We start from the raw sequence: 16,684 nt of genomic DNA, 5'->3' as shown, positions 1-16,684 counted from the left end.
CTAAAGCTTGGAAACATATCCCGGGGTATAAGTTAACTGTCGATCTTTGATCTCTATATTCGAGTTGAATAAAAAAAACCTGATTACGCTCTGTAACCAAGTTCTTTAGAAATTTTACTTACATATTCAATTAGTACCTTTGCAAAATTATCTATTTTATCTTCTGTGAAGCTAATAGTAGAACCAGATATACTTATGGCGCCGCATACTTCACCTTTATAATTTAATATAGCAGCACCTACACATCTTATTCCTATTTCATTTTCTTGTTCATCTATAGCGTATCCCTTTTCCCTTACTATCTTTAAGTGCTCTTTGAATTCTTCTAAATTTGTAATAGTCTTTTCCGTAAATTTTTTAATATCACTTTGATTCCATATTTGTTCTACTTGCTCATCTGTCATATAAGAAAGCATTGCTTTTCCTACAGCTGTGCAATATATTGGGCTTCTCTTACCTATTCTTGAGTACATTCTTATAGTACTTTCTGATTCAACCTTGTCCACATAAACTATTTCGTTTCCATCTCTTATTACTAGATGTACCACTTCATTAGTCATTTTCATTAAGTCTCTTAAATAAGGCTTTGCAACGTTAACAACATCTATTTTCCCTATCTTTTTGCTTCCAAGCTCAAATAACTTTAAAGTCAGTTTATATTTATTAGTCTCTTCACTTTGCTCTACATAACCCTTTTGTATTAGTGTTGATAATAATCTATGTACAGTACTTTTATGTAGCCCTACCTTTTCACTAATTTCAGTAATACCAAGACCATCTTCATAGTCAGATAAGGCTTCTAATATAGAAAGTGATCTTTCTACTGATTGCACTACATCTTGCATTTTTACTCCCTCTCTTTTTATCCTAAAGTTAAATCTAGATTTTAACGTCTATAAATATCCACATATGTCCATCTAATGCTTTTTAGCGATTTATCATACCTAATTTATATTCTAAATAACTTGTTTTGTCAAATTATCAGAGAGGGAGGTGTTCGTATTATAATCTAAAAGCTTGGCATATTGTCTAAATTATCATTGTCTTTATCATTAGGATTGCTTCTTAAATAATGTCTTCCATTTCTAGCTGTACCAACGTTTACTCCTTGAATCAAGTTATCTTTTGTCATCATTATCGCTTCATCTATAGAATATACATTACCGTTTTCCAGCATCACATCTGTTATGTCTCCGTCATTATTTTTTCTAACTTTTATTACTTTTGATTTTTCTTCCATAATCATCCCTCCTAGTAATAGTATTTGAATAAATCTGTAATATATACAAAAAAAGCACAGCTTCATACAAAACTGTGCTTTTTTATATACAGGAAAACTAACCATAAAATTAAATTTTTACTTTTTACTATTACATAGGGAAACTAGCCAGAAAGTTAACTTATACAAAGGGATATGTTTCCAAAGCTGAAGGTAGATTTAAAAACTTTGTGTCAGTATTAGTGAAGGGTTTTAAGACAACCTTAGCACCTTCGAGTTGTCTGAGCATAGCGAGTTTCTCGAAGGTGGTTAGGTCGTCTAAAACACAAGCTTTAGACTGACTAAAAGTTTTTAACGGACTGAAGCTTGGAAACATAGCTCGGGGTATAAGTTAACTTTCGGACTTATAACCCTATAGTACTTTTCCTAAGAAATCCTTAGTTCTTGAATGCTGTGGATTTCCAAATAATTCTTCTGGTACATTTTCTTCGATTATATTCCCTTGATCCATAAATATAACTCTATCTCCAACTTCTTTTGCAAAGCCCATTTCATGAGTAACAACAACCATTGTCATACCCTCTGCTGCAAGCTCTTTCATAACATCTAAAACTTCTCCTACCATTTCTGGGTCAAGAGCTGAAGTTGGCTCATCAAATAACATAACATCTGGTGACATAGCGAGTGCTCTTGCTATAGCTATTCTCTGCTTTTGTCCACCGGATAACTGTCCTGGATAGCTATTCGCTTTATCGTCAAGACCTATTCTCTTTAACAAATCAAAGGCTATTTTCTTGGCTTCCTCATTTGACATACCCTTCAACTTTTTAGGTGATATAGTTATGTTTTCTAAAACAGTTAGATGCGGGAATAAGTTGAATTGCTGAAACACCATTCCCATCTTTTGTCTTAGTTTATTTATATCTGTACCTTTTTCTGTTATAGATATTCCTTCAAAAATGATTTCGCCTTCAGTAGGCTCCTCTAGTAAATTAAGACATCTTAAAAAAGTACTTTTACCAGAGCCACTTGGGCCTATAACAACAACAACTTCACCTTGATTTATTTCTATATTTATTCCTTTAAGAACATGTAATTTATCAAATTTTTTATGCAAACCATTTACTTTAATCACTTGTCTTCATTCTCCTCTCAAAGGTACCTACAATTTTTGAAAGTGTAAATGTCATTAAGAAGTATATTATTGCCGCTACAATTAAAGGGGCAAAAGGCTGGAATGTATTGCCTCTTACAGTATCTGCGTTATACATTAGCTCATGTATACCTATTATAGATGCTATAGAAGACTCTTTTATAACGACTATAAATTCATTGCCTAATGCAGGTAAGATATTTTTAATAGCTTGAGGTATTATTATATATCTCATAGCCATTCCTGGAGGCATACCTAATGATCTTGCAGCTTCCATTTGTCCTTTATCTACGGCCTGTATACCTGCACGTATTATTTCTGCTACATAAGCAGCGCTGTTAACTGACAATGCTATAATACCAGCAACAAATTCTGGTAAGTTAATTCCTATATGCGGAAGACCATAAAATACAATATATAACTGTACAAGTAATGGGGTTCCTCTTATAAATTCTACATAAGCAGTTGCTATTAAATTTAAAATCTTTTTCTTCGATAATTTCATAAGAGCTAAAATAACTCCAAGCATTACACCAATTAGGACTGTAAAGAATGCTATGAAAATTGTAAACTTAGCTCCGTTAATAAAAAACATGTAATAATTAGATAAAAAACTGAAATCCAATACTACGTCCTCCCCGTCTTATATTAAATTAAATATTAAACTAAATATTTTTCTGCCTCAAATTAAAGCGATAAAAATATCGTACACAGAAATAAATTGTTAGGTAACTGCAGTTACCTAACAATTATTGCTGAACTTAAAGGTCTTACTTTATTTTGCTTCTACTGAGTTAGTTGCATCAGTAACGTATTTGTCAATACTCTTGTCTTGAACTAGTTTGTCTAATGTCTTATCTATAGCGCTAACTACATCTGCACTTCCCTTTTTAATTGCAACTGCAGAACCTGATTCTTCAGTTTGAAGCTTTATATTTGATATAACTAGGTCCTTATTAGCATTCACATTTGAAGTTGCAACTGGTAATTCTACTATAACTGCATCAACTCTGTTGTTCTTAAGAGCTAAAACTAAATCTGATATTTTTCCAAGAGCTACAGCTTCAGAGTTTGGCATTTGCTTCTTAGCTATTTCTTCTTGTATTGCTCCTTTTTGAACTCCTACTTTTTTGCCTTTTAAATCATCTATTGATTTTATTTTATCTTTATCAGAAGCTTTTACTATTACAGTTTGAACTGCTGTATAATAAACTTTTGAAAAATCTACATTTTTCTTTCTTTCTTCAGTTGGAGTCATTCCAGCAACAACAATGTCAACATTTCCTTGATCTAAAGCTGCAAGAAGTCCATCAAACTTCATGTCTTTTATTTCAAGCTGTACTCCCATATCTTTTGCTATTTGTTTTGCAACCTCAACGTCAAAACCTACGATTTCATCTTTTCCATTTGCTGCTTTATGAAATTCATATGGTGGATAGTCCGCACTTGTACCAAGAACAAGTTTTCCGTTCTTCTTTATTCTTTCCATAGTTTGTGATTGTGTTCCACTATTAGATGTATTTTGATTGCTTCCACAGGCAGCAAAAGTAAACATTGAACCTACGACTAAAGACACTGCTATGATCTTCTTTAAACTTCCTTTTAACATTTTGATTCCCCCCAAATTTCTATGACTTAATGATTCAAAATCAATTCTCGTATTATTATACATCCACTTTCATGTTTATACAATACTTTTTATGAATTTTTTTAATAAAAATCCATAACTATACCTATGAAAAAATTGGATATTCATAGAATTATTAACTATATTTTAACTCAACTTGGATATTTATATACATTCTACTTATATAAATACCAGATTAAATTAAAAATTTAGTACTTCAAATCCAATGAATATCCAAATTATTAAAACTGTAATACTTTACTTTCCATCCAATTATATATATCATTTATTATTTCATCTTCATCAAATTCATTACTTAAGGATTTTATTTTTTCGCATATTGTCGATATATTAAAATTTATTCCTTCCAGTACATCACCTAGTCTTAAAATAAGACTGCTATTTAAGGCATCAGAATATATAACTGCTTTTTGTATATATGCCTTCTTTAAAGTTAATCTAATTTCCATATCTCCCCAAGTAAATCTATTTTTAAAGCTTATATCAAATGAGGGTGATTCTCCATAAATCCATTCCCATGAAGAATATTTATTATATAGTTCATGTAGTTTAAATATCTCTTCATTTAATATATATTCTTCAGAATTTTCTCCATATATATCTTTAAAACTTTCTTTAAGTCTCATTTTAAATGACTCTACAGTTATATCTTTATTTAAGCTCCTTAAATTTACAACTCTAGCTTGCACTGAATCTATACCTTTAGACTGTATTTTCTCTTTTGAAACCTGAAGATAGCTGCCTAATTTACTTATATCGGTATCAATAAGTATAGCACCATGATGATATGCTGAGGTTTTCGTAAAATAAAAAGCATTGCCAGAAAACTTCTTCTCATTTACCTCAATATCATTTCTTCCAGAAAACTCTGCATTTATCCCTTCTTTTTGAGCTGCCTTTAATATAACCTTCAACTGTTTTTCTAGATTATACAAAGCTTCACTAGCCACAAATGTAAAATTTAAGTTTCCTAAGTCATGGTACACTGCGCCACCGCCAGAAAGTCTTCTAGCTATTTTCCCATCATTCAGTTCTAGGTCCTTACATTTACATTCTTTCCATGGATTTTGATTTCTACCTATAACTACAGTGTTTGCATTTTGCCATAAATAAAGAATTACCTCATCTTCTTCTACATTGTTTAAAAGGTATTCTTCTAAGGATAAATTGTAATAAGGATCAACTGATGTAGATACAACAATTTTTGTTTTTATATCTTTAGTTGACAAAATGTAGAGATCCTCCTTCTAAGGCAAGAGCTCCTTCGTGTATAGCTTCTGCTGTAGTAGGATGTGCATGTATAGTTTCTGTAATTTGTTCCGCTGTTAGCTTATTTTTTACAGCTAGAGCTAATTCAGCTATTAAATCTGTTGCATGAGGTCCTACTACAGCACCACCTATAACAACTCCAGTAGCCTTGTTCTTTATGATTTTTACAAATCCTTCCTTTTCTCCATAAGTCATTGCTTTTCCATTAGCTGCAAAAGGGAATTTACCTATCTCTATTTCAAGTCCTTTTTTCTCTGCATCTTTTTCTGATACTCCTACAACAGCAATTTCAGGATGAGTGAATATAGCACTTGGAACTACATCATAATTCATGCTGCATTCTTTTCCCATTATATTTCTTGCTGCTACTACTCCTTGATGGGATGCCACATGGGCTAATTGAATTATATTAGTTGAATCACCTATAGCATATATATTATTTAAACTAGTTTGCATTTTATCATTTACTAATATGGCTCTTTTGTTAGCAGTTAACTCAATATTAAACTTTTCTAATTCTTCAACATCTATTGAAGGAGCTCTACCTACTGCCATTAAAACTTTATCTGCTGATAGATATTTTTTAATATCATCTTTTGTGAAGGTTACTATTGATTGTTTGTCTTCTCCTTCTAATATTTCCTCAACCTTACAACCAGTATATAGTTTTATATTGTTATCCTTTGCTATTGCAGTCATTTCATCACATATATCTTTATCTAAGGTTGCAAGTATTGAATCAAAGTATTCTACCACATATACATCTACACCTAGCTTGGAGTACATGAAGGCAAATTCCATACCTATTATACCGCCGCCTATTATTATTAATTTTTTAGGAAGCTTATCTAAATCTAAAGCTTCATTACTTGTTATAACGTTTTCAAGGTCTGCACCTGGTATTGGAAGTTTAATAGCTTTTGAACCTGTTGCCAATATTATATTTTTAGCGTTAATAGTTATTTCTGTGTTATTTTCTTTTACAAATAGGCTGTCTTCTTTTACTAGTTTACCCTCGCCTTTTATAATTCTTACATTACGTTTTTCAAGTATAAATTGAATTCCATTTCTTAATTCTTCCACTATGTTGTTTTTACGCTGAATTATCTTTTTCATATTTACAGATACATTTTCTGCTATTAGTCCAAATTCATCTGCTCTGCATAAGCTGTCATATACCTGTGCTGACCTTACTAAGGTTTTAGTCGGAATACATCCACGATTAAGACAAGTTCCACCTAGATTTTCTTTTTCGATTAATACTACATTTGCACCTAGCATAGCACCTTCAATAGCAGCTACATATCCACCAGGTCCTCCCCCAACTACAGCTATATCACAGCTTATTTCTTCTTTTTTAGGCTTCATTAGTCCAGCGAAATAATTAAAGGATGAGGCACCTTTAGCACTAGAGGCATTATCTATCTTTTTGTTATCCTCTATAGCCCCAACAGCTTCTCCTTCTATTTTAGCTATTACAGCTCCTAAGCTTATGGTGTCTCCCTCTGAAATCTCTATGCTTTTTATAACACCTGAAAAGTTAGATTTAAAAGTTGAACTTCCCTTTTTACTTTCTACATCGCAAATATTATCGTCAGCGTTAACTGTGTCTCCAACACTTATATATATTCTACATACTTTACCATCCTTAGCGTGTCCATTTAACTTATCTAATACTATATCTAACATAATACACCTCCGGTTATGTGGATTATTTTGAAATAATTATTATAGATATTCAACATGGCTGCTTAACAAGTAACGGTATTCATAAGGGTACCTCTTCTGTACTATCAGATACTTCCCTATAAATGCCTTAGTCATGCATCAGAGTTAAATATCTATAGGGATAAAAACTAGAAAGTTAACTTATGCGAAGAGCTATGTTTCCAAAGCTGAAGGTAGATTTAAAAACTTTGTGTCAGTCTTAGTAAAGGGTTTTAAGACAACCCTAGAACTTAGATACTGTTTGAGCGAAGCGAGTTTATCTAAGTTCTTAGGTCGTCTAAAACACAAGCTTTAGACTGACTAAAAGTTTTTAACGGACTGAAGCTTGGAAACATAGCTCGGAGTATAAGTTAACTTTCGTCTTTTTGCCACTATATTATTTGAAGTCTCCTTCAAATTCATCTATGCTGTCTTTTAATAATGTAACACTGTAAGCCATAGTAGGGCCGCCTCCAAATGCAACTGAAACCATAGCAGCTTCCATTATTTCTTCACGAGTTGCTCCTGCTTCTAAAGCTTTGTATGCATGGAATACTATGCAGTATTCACAACGATTGTACACTCCAATAGCAACACTTATTAACTCTTTTGCTTTTGTATCTAATTTCCCTGGCTTATAAGCTGTACCAAGTAAATTCATGAAAGCATCTACGTTTTCCTTATTAGTTGCTCCAACAGCTTCTAATCCTCCAACAAATTTATTTAGTATTTCTCTTGGATTTTTTGACATATTAAATTCCCCCTAATAATTTATTTTAATTATCCTACTAACAATTAGTATAGCAACTATTTTACAATAATTCAATAGATAATTTATAATTTTCTATCAAATATACCGCACCCTTTCTATAGGTGCGGCTTATTACTCTTCATTATCTAATTCTTCTATTATGAATCTATCAAAATCCAGCTCTTCAACAAAATTATGATGATTAAAACTAGTTTTGCTTCTTCTGTTGTATTCATCTAAGTTGCTAGGCAGCCAGTATGGCTTAGGTATGTCAAATTTGTTGCAAAGCTCAGTTATACAGAACTTTAAGTTATCCTGATAGCTTCCTTCTATATCAGCTGTAACAACATCATCTTTTAGAGTCTTACTGTCTTTAATCAATTTTCCCCATATTCTTAGCATACTGTTCCTCCAATACTACTCCTCATCATAAAAGTCTAGAAATGAATAGTCTTTTCCACCCTTTTCCCATCCTAAGATGGAGTCCATGTTTACATTTTGAGCTGATCTAAATATAGACTTTTCAACATCTTTAAAGTTCTTCTTTAAGGATTCAATTAGATCCTTAATTTCGTATCTCTTGTTTCCTATCTTTTCAGCAGCAACCATACATGCGCAGTTTAATGGCCATATACCGCTGTTTTGAATAAAGCGTTTAATATAATCCTCATGAACATAGTATAGTGGTCTAATAAGCTCTATTCCTTCAAAGTTTGTAGCCTTTAACTTAGGCATCATAGTTTTAAAGTTTCCTGAATATAGCACATTTAGTAATGTAGTTTCAATAACATCATTAAAATGATGACCTAGCGCAAGTTTGTTACAACCTAGTTCTTTAGCTTTATTGTATAAGGATCCTCTACGCATTCTTGCACACATGTAACATGGATAATCCTGTGCAATTTTATCTACTACATCAAAAATTCCTGATTCAAAAATATGAATTGGTATATTTAAATACTCACAATTATCAATTAATAGCTTTTTTATGTCTGGATGGTAGCCTGGATCCATGGCAATAAACTCCAACTCAAAGTTCATCTGACCATGGCGTTTTAATTCTTGAAATAGTTTAGCCATGAGTATACTATCCTTGCCACCGGAGACAGCTACTGCAACTTTATCACCATCTTCTACTAGTTTAAAGTCCTTAACTGCTTTTACAAATTTTGACCATATATGTTTTCTGTATCTTTTAGTAATACTTCGTTCTATTTCCTGAAGTGGTTTTCGCTCTTCGTATGGAACTAGTACTTCGCAACCTTTTCCTGCTATATCACTCATTTTAAATTCCCACCTCTCTGTTTACGGAAATATTATAGCACCTTTAACTAGCTTTGTCTTTATAATATGTATCCTCTTGTAAAATTTATAATTATTCCTCAATAATATCAATATATTTTTCTAGTTCTTCAGGTTTATTGATTATAATTTTTTTATTTTCATATCCTATAATATTTCTTTTCTCAAATTCATTTAAACACTTAGTAACTGTTATTCTTGAACAACCAATATTGTAGGCTAACTCTTGATGTGTAAATACCATATTTAAAATTTTACCTTTTTTAGAATCATCATTCTCACAAGAAGATAATCTCAATAAGGTATCTGCAATTCTTCCAATAGAATCATTAAAAGTAGTATTTGTAAGCTGGAGCATAACAATTCTGAACTTTCTTGTTATACTGTGAATAAAATGTCTATAGATCTCTGGATGTTTGCCTAGCTCTTGTTCTAAAACATCTCTATTTATAATTGATACCTCTGAATCTACTTTTGCTCTTGCAATTATGGAATCTGATCCGCCACAAAAACATACCATTTCCCCAAATATCTCACCCGGCCTTATCAAATAGAGAGCTTTTTCATGTCCCTTCAAACTAATGACACTTTGTGTCACTACTCCTTTTACTACTATAGCCACATAACTTTCTAAGTTAATATTTATCAACTCATGTTTTTTATATTTTCTAACTTGTCCAAGCTTACTCGCTTCGTTTAAAAAATATTTTCTCATTACTGATTGCCTATTAGAATCAAAGAACTTCTGATACATGTTATCCCCTCTTTATTAATTCAATATCACATATGTATTACTGCTTATCCCCAAAAAGTTATTATATCATATACTTGTAACATAAAAATATGTGAAATTGAAGTGAAATTTGTAAAATTCTTAGACTATTTTAGCAAATTAGCGCTGTAAATTCTAGTATAGAGAAATTAACTTATACAAAGGGACACATTTCCAAATCTCAAAATAGCAGCTTGATTTTAGCGGAAATAAAAAATGAACCAATTCTGTTATATACAGCTTGGTTCATCTTTAATTACCGTTTCATAAATGTTCTCCAATTACCATAAGGTATGTATTTCTCTTTTTCTAACGCTTGTTTATCTTTACAATTATACATGTAAACAAAAGCTGATATTACTGAGCTATCCTCTAGTTGTTCAATTTGCAGCAATACCCTATTATACTCATTATTTGCATTATCTTCATCATAAAAATTTTCAAGCTTATCTAACTCGATAACGGTGTTATCCCAGTCATCTATTTCTAGTAGTTCACCATACACAAAGTCATCGCCCTCTATCATAGCTGGATATCCTTTATGAATTTGATGAAAAAGCTTCCCTTTGGTTCTAGCATAACTTCTTTTTAATACTTTTCCTTTTAAATATTTATTATAATTAAAGAAATCCTCTAGTAAACTACCATATACAAAAATTTTATTGCTCAAATTAGTCACCTTCTAACATATCTTACCATTATTTATCTTTAGATCCTCTTCATTTTCAACTGCAGCCTTAATTGCTAAAGTTAATCCTTCTGTAATTTTACTTGTTTCCATATATGGAACATTAGGTTTATTTATAATTTGTTCAGCTATAAAAGGAACATGTATAAATCCACCTCTCATATTAGGATATTTTTTATCAATTAAGTAAAGCAATCCATACATTAAGTGGTTACATACATAAGTTCCTGCAGTATTGGATACGGATGCTGGGATACTAGCCTTCTTTATTTCTTCCACCATTGCTTTTATAGGGATATTTGCAAAATATCCATTTTTCCCATCTTTAAATACTGGTTCATCTACAGGTTTATTACCATCGTTGTCTTCAATACGTGCATCATCAACATTGATTGCAACTCTTTCAATACTTATGTCAAATCTTCCACCCGCTTGACCAACACAGATAACTACATCTGGCTGCTCACCATCTATGCACTTTTCTAATTCTTTAATTGATCTATGAAATACTGTTGGTATTTCAGCTTTAACTATATCTGCACCACAAATTTTATTTTCAAGTTTTTTTACCGCTTCAAAGGAAGGGTTTATTTTTTCTCCTCCAAAAGGTTCAAATCCTGTTATTAATACCTTCATGTCTAAACACCTCTAATATATTTTAATTTTATATTCTTATAATTTTAAAATGCCCAAAAATACATTAACGCTATATGAATAACAAGCATTACTATAGCTACAGGAGCTTGATATTTAATAATTCCATATTTTTTATCCTTTACCTCTAGGATAGCAAGTGGAACTATATTAAAATTTGCAGCCATAGGTGTCAACAAGGTTCCACAGAAGCCTGCCGTTAGTGCTATAGCCGATGCTATAGCTGGGTTAGCCCCTTGTGCAAAAACAAAAGGAACACCAATTCCTGCAGTTATAACTGCAAATGCTGCAAAAGCATTTCCCATAATCATTGTAAATAATGCCATACCAACACAGTAAGCTATAACTCCAAGAAGTATATTACCTTGAGGAATAAATGTCTTAATTCCTCCAGCAATTACGTTTCCAACTCCAGCCACTGCAAAAAGTGATCCTAGTGCAGCTAAGAGTTGGGGAAGAATATTCATAGGTCCTACAAGTTCAAGAAGCCTTCTACCATCTTCAGCCATCTCACTACATTTTCCTCTTGTAATACCAAAAGCAAATGCGGCAGCTACAATAGTTCCAACACCTAGTGACACAAGAGAACCAAGCTGTTTTGTCCAAAACTGAGCAACAAGAAATGCAACTGTTCCGAGCAATATAGCCGGTATAAATATTTTATTTCCTATTTTCATAGACATTTTCTCTTTAAATTCTTTTGATGACTCACTGAAGCTGTTAAATTTAACAAGCTTACAAGCAGAAAGAACTGCCATTACTAATATAAGATATCCTATAAAAGTATAGCTCACAAAAACGTTCTTATTCCCCCATAGAAGTCCTATTTGGCTAAAAGTAAAAATAAACCCTAAAATTCCCCAGAAAAGTGCGGTTGGAATTCTTGATGGATGCTTTTTATCCTTTAAAGTTACATATACTGAAAAGAAACAAACAAGTCCACATAAAACATATAATAATTCAGTTAATATATCTTTTAACATAGCTTCACCTCCCTAAATCTAAACCTTTTCACTATAATTATTAGAATTTGATGACTTATATTTCTTATCGAATTTTTTATCATAATATAAAAACTGTATTATGCCTATTACCATTATGATAAGAGCGATTGGCAATGACGCTTTAGCAATATCAATAGCTTCAACATTAAATCCCTGTTCCTTCATAACACCAACTATTAAAAGTACTCCTCCTGATGCTACAAAGAAATTTTGACCAAAGAAGTTTCCATAGTTTTCAACAGCACCTTCAAGTCCTTTTATAGTTTCTTCATCCTCTTCCTCTATATCTCCATATCTATTAGTTGCAGCTCCCTGTGCCATTGGAAGTATAAGTGGTCTTATAAACTGAACATGTCCACCAAGTCTTAAACCGAACATTGAAGCAAGAGTTCTTATTACTAGATAGCTTGCTGTTAGTCTTCCAACTGTAGCTGACTTTATCTTACTAACGAGATAAGCTGCTCTTTCACGAAGACCATATCTCTCCAACAGTCCTATTACAGGTAAGGATATAATAAATAATGACATATATCTATTTACTACGAATGACTTACCTAAAACCTCCATTATTTGATTAAAGGACATACCTGATACAAGTCCAGTTACTACTCCAGCAACAACAACTACTGCAATAGTATCTAACTTTATAATAAAGCCTACTATGATAATTAAGATACCGATTAGTTTTATCATTTTATTCCTCCTCTTAATACTAAATATTTAATAATAAAATACCATAATATTAAGATTAATTTTGTATCCCAGACTACAATTTGTTAATATATTTTTAATCTTTTCAACATTTCAATAATAGATTGTCATACTTTAGACACATTCTCTGGTTATAAGCCTATACAAAAATTTAACAATTAACTTGATTTTTACCTACTAATATCTTAAATTATTAATATAAATTTGATAAATTGTGTTAAAATAAGAAGTACTGAGAAAAATATTAATATAAACAAAGTGAGGTAATAACTATTGATAAACATAGGTGATTTTAATAAATTAAAGGTTGTGAGAAAAGCAGACTTTGGATACTACTTAGATGCAGGTACAGGACGTACTAGTGATGATATCTTGCTTCCAAACAAGAGTGCGCTAGGCAACGAACTTAATATAGATGATGAAGTGGAAGCTTTCGTATACAGGGATTCAAAGGATAGATTAATTGCTACTTTAAAGAAGCCTTTAGCTACAGTTGGGGAGTTAGCTTATCTTAAAGTAGTTTCTACTACAAAAATAGGAAGCTTTGTAGCCTTTGGTCTAGAAAGAGATATATTAGTACCATTTAAAGAAAAGCTTTATGGATTACTAGATAATAAATCTTATTTATTTTATATCTATTTAGATAAGACTGGAAGAATAGCTGCTACTACCGATATAGATAGATATTTAGAGGACACAGATAAATACAGCATAGGCGATTCTGTTACTGGAACAGTTTATGGTTTCCAAACTAATCAAAGTGTTATGGTAGCTGTTGATAATATGTATAAGGGTGTTATTCTAAAAAATGAATATTATAGGGATATAAAACATGGAGATGTACTTGACCTAACTATAATTAAAATTTATGAAGATGGAAAACTAGGCCTTACTCCAAGAAAAGCTGGAAAAATTCAAAGAACTGAACTTCAAGATACTATTTTAGAATATCTAAAAGAGCACGGTGGTTTTATGCCTTTTAATGACAAAAGCTCACCAGAAGAAATATCTGATACTTTTCATGTAAGTAAAAATAACTTTAAAAACTCTTTAGGTGGACTTATGAAAAGAAACTTAATAGTTCAAGATGAAAAAGGAACAAAACTAAAATAGTTAAAATAATCACCACATTAAGAAAAATACTCAATGTGGTGATTTATTTTACTTTTTAAATATTCCAAAAGGTTTTCCTATTGGTAAGAACGTTCTTCCAAAGTGTGGATTTAAAACTGATGCTGCAGAACCATAGAAAGAAAAAATTGATATAAATAACTCTGAGTACGCAGCTAATTCGTGTGAAAACTCAGGCATAATTCCAAATGCATTAAGTGATAAACCTAAGAATAAAAAGTTTATAAGGAAAAATATTATAAATAATACCTTATTTGTTTCGGCTGCCCCTATAGTCATAAATATAGTAAATATTAAATACCCTATATAAGCAAATCCTAGTTGTTTAGCATCTACTGCAGATGCTAAAGTTTGTCCAAAAGCTCCACCTTTAATCATCCAAGAAGCTCCTACTGCAAACCAAAAAAATGCATATGCTCCAAAGGCAGTTGTTCCAAAAACATTTTGTCTCTTTGAATCGTTTAAGCAAGCAAATAGTTGTGCAAAACCACCAAGAAAGATTGCCCAAGGTAATACAAAAGAAGTTCCTTGTGTTAATCCTAACTTTTGTGATGATGCTACAAGGGTTACCATAGCTAGTCCAAATAAACCTAGTGCCGAAGGGTCACAGTTCAAAATTTTAACGTTTTGTGTTTGACTCGTACTCATGAGTACCTCCTCTAATAATATATTCCTATAAGAAATTATCAGAATTTGTCGAGGATGTCAAACATAATTGTGAGGTTTTAAGTAAAAAAATCATCCACAGCTGTCCACTGTCAATTATCAACTATTTATATATATCAGAAAACTCGATATTAATTCTTTCAGTATTTGTTTCGTGTGTGAAACTTTCGTCCTCATTTTCTTCTAAAACTACTGCAGGAAGCTCAATAATAAACTCACTTCCTTCGCCTAATTTACTTTTAGCATGAATCTTTCCACCGTGCATTTCAACAAAGGACTTAACAAGCGACAACCCAATACCACTTCCTTCACGGTTTCTACTTAATGTTTTGTCTACTTGCCCAAATCTTTCAAATATTTCTTGAAGCTTGTCTTCTGGTATTCCTACACCGGTATCCTTTACGGAAATAGTAACAATGCTCTCCCTATCAATTATGTTTACATATATTTCACCTCCAGGGTTAGTAAACTTAATTGCATTTGAAAGTAGATTAAGAATGATTCGTTCGATTTTATATGGATCGAAGGCCATTACCTTTTCTTCTACATTAGTATCAAATATAAGACTTATTCCTTTATCTTCTACATATGAAGCAACAGATAATGTTATATCTTCTATAACACTTACAATATTATAATTTTGAGCATTAAGTTTAAGAAATCCCGAGTCTGCTCTAGTTATATCCAATAAATTATTAATTAATCTCATAAGCCTATAGCAGTTTTGCCTCATAACATCTAAATACTTATCTTGTTTATCTTTGAATTCTTCACCAGTATTATTGTATAAGCTTAGTACCTGTACGGCAGCGAATATAACATTCAAAGGTGTTTTCAACTCATGAGAGATGTTAGAGAAGAATTCTGTAATAAACTTATTAAATTCGCGAGTTTCTTTTAATAACTCTATATTTTTTTCTACATCCTTTTGTAGTTTTTCTACTTGCTTTTCTGGTGTAATGTCACGAAATATGCTTAGTGTTGTTGGCTTACCTTCATATATAAAATAGGTAGATGTGTTTTGTACAACAGCTATCTCCCCATTATTTTTTTCTATTTTATCTTCAAAAGTTAACATGGTGGCTTTTTCATCATATACCTTTAGAAGCTTTTGTTTCATGCTATCTTTTTCATCATTAGGGATAAAATCTAAAATTGATTTTCCAATTAACTCTTCTGCATTTATAAAACCAATGAGTCTTGCCGCACCCTCATTTGAAAATATTAATTTATAATCACGATGAACAAAAATAGCATCTCTGGAATTCTGAATAAGCAAATTGTAACAAGCTTCGTTTTTTAGAAGTACTCCTTCCATATACTTACGTTGTCTATCCTTTTTATTTAGCTCCTTATTTAGTTCTTTAAGCTGTTGATTTTTCCTCTTTATATTTTCATTTTCAATTTTTACATAGTATCCTAAAGGCCAAGCTGTCAAAATAAACACGCCAACCAGAATTAAATCATTTTGAAAATACATATTTACCGGTCTATTATTAGCATATATTAAATCAATGGCTAATATTATTACAGAGGAAACTACAGCCATAAGCATTCCGTACTTCATTCCTAGTTGTAGGGTTGATGTAATAATTATAAATAGAAATAAAAACTTATATTGACTTAAATGAGCATCAGATTTTACTATAAGAATTGAAAATATCGAAATAAAAATGAAATTCTCAACTATTGCAATCTTCTTATTGCATTCGTATACCATTCTATTTATTGAAAACAAACTCCACAACCAATATACCCCTACAGTTACAGCTGATATCATTAAAAACGCTAGAGAATTAAAATAACCATTTCTTCCAATAGTTATCCCCTCATCTTTTGCTAAAAAGTTGCTGCAGAATATTATTGCACAAAAAAATAACGATGTTAATTTTACGATAGTTATTATATCATTTATATTTTTCTGCCTTCTATGTTCAATGTTATCCATCTCTTTCACATCCATATATTTTTATATATTAAAATAATAATATAAGGATCAAAATATGATC

Annotated in this window: 18 protein-coding genes; 1 reads left to right on the top strand and 17 read right to left on the bottom strand. The window is 31.4% G+C overall.

Features of this window, described 5'->3' with window-relative positions; translation table 11 throughout:
• Positions 1 to 83: 83 nt before the first annotated feature.
• The 15 genes from RCG18_RS08870 to RCG18_RS08800 form a co-directional block, all read right to left on the bottom strand.
• Complete coding sequence (locus tag RCG18_RS08870) at positions 84 to 845, bottom strand: IclR family transcriptional regulator (protein WP_308040945.1); 762 nt, start codon at positions 843 to 845, stop codon at positions 84 to 86.
• A gap of 164 nt (positions 846 to 1,009) precedes the next feature.
• Positions 1,010 to 1,240 carry a DUF3892 domain-containing protein gene (locus RCG18_RS08865; protein ID WP_308040944.1) on the bottom strand — a complete coding sequence of 77 codons (231 nt, stop codon included), beginning with the start codon at positions 1,238 to 1,240 and terminating at the stop codon, positions 1,010 to 1,012.
• A gap of 391 nt (positions 1,241 to 1,631) precedes the next feature.
• A complete protein-coding gene (locus tag RCG18_RS08860) occupies positions 1,632 to 2,354 on the bottom strand; it encodes an amino acid ABC transporter ATP-binding protein (protein ID WP_308040943.1) in 723 nt (240 codons plus the stop codon).
• A complete protein-coding gene (locus tag RCG18_RS08855) occupies positions 2,347 to 2,997 on the bottom strand; it encodes an amino acid ABC transporter permease (protein ID WP_308040942.1) in 651 nt (216 codons plus the stop codon). Before RCG18_RS08855 ends, RCG18_RS08860 begins: the two co-directional genes overlap by 8 nt.
• Positions 2,998 to 3,147: 150 nt before the next feature.
• Entirely contained in the window at positions 3,148 to 3,981 is an 834-nt protein-coding gene (locus RCG18_RS08850) for an ABC transporter substrate-binding protein (protein WP_308040941.1), read from the bottom strand.
• Between the two features lie 260 nt (positions 3,982 to 4,241).
• Entirely contained in the window at positions 4,242 to 5,249 is a 1,008-nt protein-coding gene (locus tag RCG18_RS08845) for a lipoate--protein ligase (protein ID WP_308040940.1), read from the bottom strand.
• A complete protein-coding gene (gene lpdA / locus RCG18_RS08840) occupies positions 5,239 to 6,978 on the bottom strand; it encodes a dihydrolipoyl dehydrogenase (RefSeq protein ID WP_308040939.1) in 1,740 nt (579 codons plus the stop codon). The genes RCG18_RS08845 and lpdA overlap by 11 nt, the downstream gene beginning before the upstream one ends.
• A 415-nt stretch (positions 6,979 to 7,393) precedes the next feature.
• Positions 7,394 to 7,747: a carboxymuconolactone decarboxylase family protein gene (locus tag RCG18_RS08835; RefSeq protein ID WP_308040938.1), complete on the bottom strand. Its 354-nt coding sequence runs from the start codon at positions 7,745 to 7,747 to the stop codon at positions 7,394 to 7,396.
• 132 nt (positions 7,748 to 7,879) lie between these two features.
• Positions 7,880 to 8,149 (bottom strand): hypothetical protein, encoded by a 270-nt coding sequence (locus RCG18_RS08830; RefSeq protein ID WP_308040937.1) that lies wholly within the window; start codon positions 8,147 to 8,149, stop codon positions 7,880 to 7,882.
• 15 nt (positions 8,150 to 8,164) lie between these two features.
• Entirely contained in the window at positions 8,165 to 9,031 is an 867-nt protein-coding gene (locus RCG18_RS08825; protein WP_308040936.1) for an ATP-binding protein, read from the bottom strand.
• A 91-nt stretch (positions 9,032 to 9,122) separates the two neighbouring features.
• Positions 9,123 to 9,803 (bottom strand): Crp/Fnr family transcriptional regulator, encoded by a 681-nt coding sequence (locus RCG18_RS08820; protein ID WP_308040935.1) that lies wholly within the window; start codon positions 9,801 to 9,803, stop codon positions 9,123 to 9,125.
• Positions 9,804 to 10,077: 274 nt separating this feature from the next.
• Positions 10,078 to 10,491 carry a gamma-glutamylcyclotransferase family protein gene (locus RCG18_RS08815; protein WP_308040934.1) on the bottom strand — a complete coding sequence of 138 codons (414 nt, stop codon included), beginning with the start codon at positions 10,489 to 10,491 and terminating at the stop codon, positions 10,078 to 10,080.
• Between the two features lie 12 nt (positions 10,492 to 10,503).
• Complete coding sequence (pcp, locus tag RCG18_RS08810; RefSeq protein WP_308040933.1) at positions 10,504 to 11,145, bottom strand: pyroglutamyl-peptidase I; 642 nt, start codon at positions 11,143 to 11,145, stop codon at positions 10,504 to 10,506.
• A gap of 44 nt (positions 11,146 to 11,189) precedes the next feature.
• The gene (locus RCG18_RS08805) at positions 11,190 to 12,146 is read right to left on the bottom strand and encodes a DUF979 domain-containing protein (protein ID WP_308040932.1); all 957 of its coding nucleotides are present in this window, start codon (positions 12,144 to 12,146) and stop codon (positions 11,190 to 11,192) included.
• An 18-nt stretch (positions 12,147 to 12,164) separates the two neighbouring features.
• Positions 12,165 to 12,857, bottom strand: coding sequence for a DUF969 domain-containing protein (locus RCG18_RS08800; protein ID WP_374119125.1), 693 nt, complete (start codon positions 12,855 to 12,857; stop codon positions 12,165 to 12,167).
• Positions 12,858 to 13,151: 294 nt separating this feature from the next.
• Here RCG18_RS08800 and RCG18_RS08795 point away from each other — a divergent pair, with 294 nt between their 5' ends.
• Positions 13,152 to 13,991 (top strand): S1-like domain-containing RNA-binding protein, encoded by an 840-nt coding sequence (locus RCG18_RS08795; RefSeq protein WP_308040930.1) that lies wholly within the window; start codon positions 13,152 to 13,154, stop codon positions 13,989 to 13,991.
• A gap of 48 nt (positions 13,992 to 14,039) precedes the next feature.
• On the opposite strand, the gene RCG18_RS08790 is transcribed toward RCG18_RS08795, so the two are convergent.
• Entirely contained in the window at positions 14,040 to 14,657 is a 618-nt protein-coding gene (locus RCG18_RS08790; protein WP_308040929.1) for an acetate uptake transporter, read from the bottom strand.
• A 121-nt stretch (positions 14,658 to 14,778) separates the two neighbouring features.
• The gene (locus tag RCG18_RS08785; protein ID WP_308040928.1) at positions 14,779 to 16,623 is read right to left on the bottom strand and encodes a PAS domain-containing sensor histidine kinase; all 1,845 of its coding nucleotides are present in this window, start codon (positions 16,621 to 16,623) and stop codon (positions 14,779 to 14,781) included.
• Between the last annotated feature and the right edge of the window lie 61 nt (positions 16,624 to 16,684).

It is taken from the genome of Clostridium sp. OS1-26 (assembly GCF_030915445.1).
Classification (GTDB): Bacteria; Bacillota; Clostridia; order Clostridiales; family Clostridiaceae; genus Clostridium_AM.
This window is presented reverse-complemented; position numbering and strand designations above follow the sequence as displayed.

Coding starts and splice junctions, on each gene's coding strand:
- RCG18_RS08870 (WP_308040945.1), bottom strand. CDS start 845: ATGCAAGATGTAGTGCAATCAGTAGAAAGATCACTTTCTATATTAGAA.
- RCG18_RS08865 (WP_308040944.1), bottom strand. CDS start 1,240: ATGGAAGAAAAATCAAAAGTAATAAAAGTTAGAAAAAATAATGACGGA.
- RCG18_RS08850 (WP_308040941.1), bottom strand. CDS start 3,981: ATGTTAAAAGGAAGTTTAAAGAAGATCATAGCAGTGTCTTTAGTCGTA.
- lpdA (WP_308040939.1), bottom strand. CDS start 6,978: ATGTTAGATATAGTATTAGATAAGTTAAATGGACACGCTAAGGATGGT.
- RCG18_RS08835 (WP_308040938.1), bottom strand. CDS start 7,747: ATGTCAAAAAATCCAAGAGAAATACTAAATAAATTTGTTGGAGGATTA.
- RCG18_RS08830 (WP_308040937.1), bottom strand. CDS start 8,149: ATGCTAAGAATATGGGGAAAATTGATTAAAGACAGTAAGACTCTAAAA.
- RCG18_RS08825 (WP_308040936.1), bottom strand. CDS start 9,031: ATGAGTGATATAGCAGGAAAAGGTTGCGAAGTACTAGTTCCATACGAA.
- RCG18_RS08820 (WP_308040935.1), bottom strand. CDS start 9,803: ATGTATCAGAAGTTCTTTGATTCTAATAGGCAATCAGTAATGAGAAAA.
- pcp (WP_308040933.1), bottom strand. CDS start 11,145: ATGAAGGTATTAATAACAGGATTTGAACCTTTTGGAGGAGAAAAAATA.
- RCG18_RS08805 (WP_308040932.1), bottom strand. CDS start 12,146: ATGTTAAAAGATATATTAACTGAATTATTATATGTTTTATGTGGACTT.
- RCG18_RS08790 (WP_308040929.1), bottom strand. CDS start 14,657: ATGAGTACGAGTCAAACACAAAACGTTAAAATTTTGAACTGTGACCCT.
- RCG18_RS08785 (WP_308040928.1), bottom strand. CDS start 16,623: ATGGATAACATTGAACATAGAAGGCAGAAAAATATAAATGATATAATA.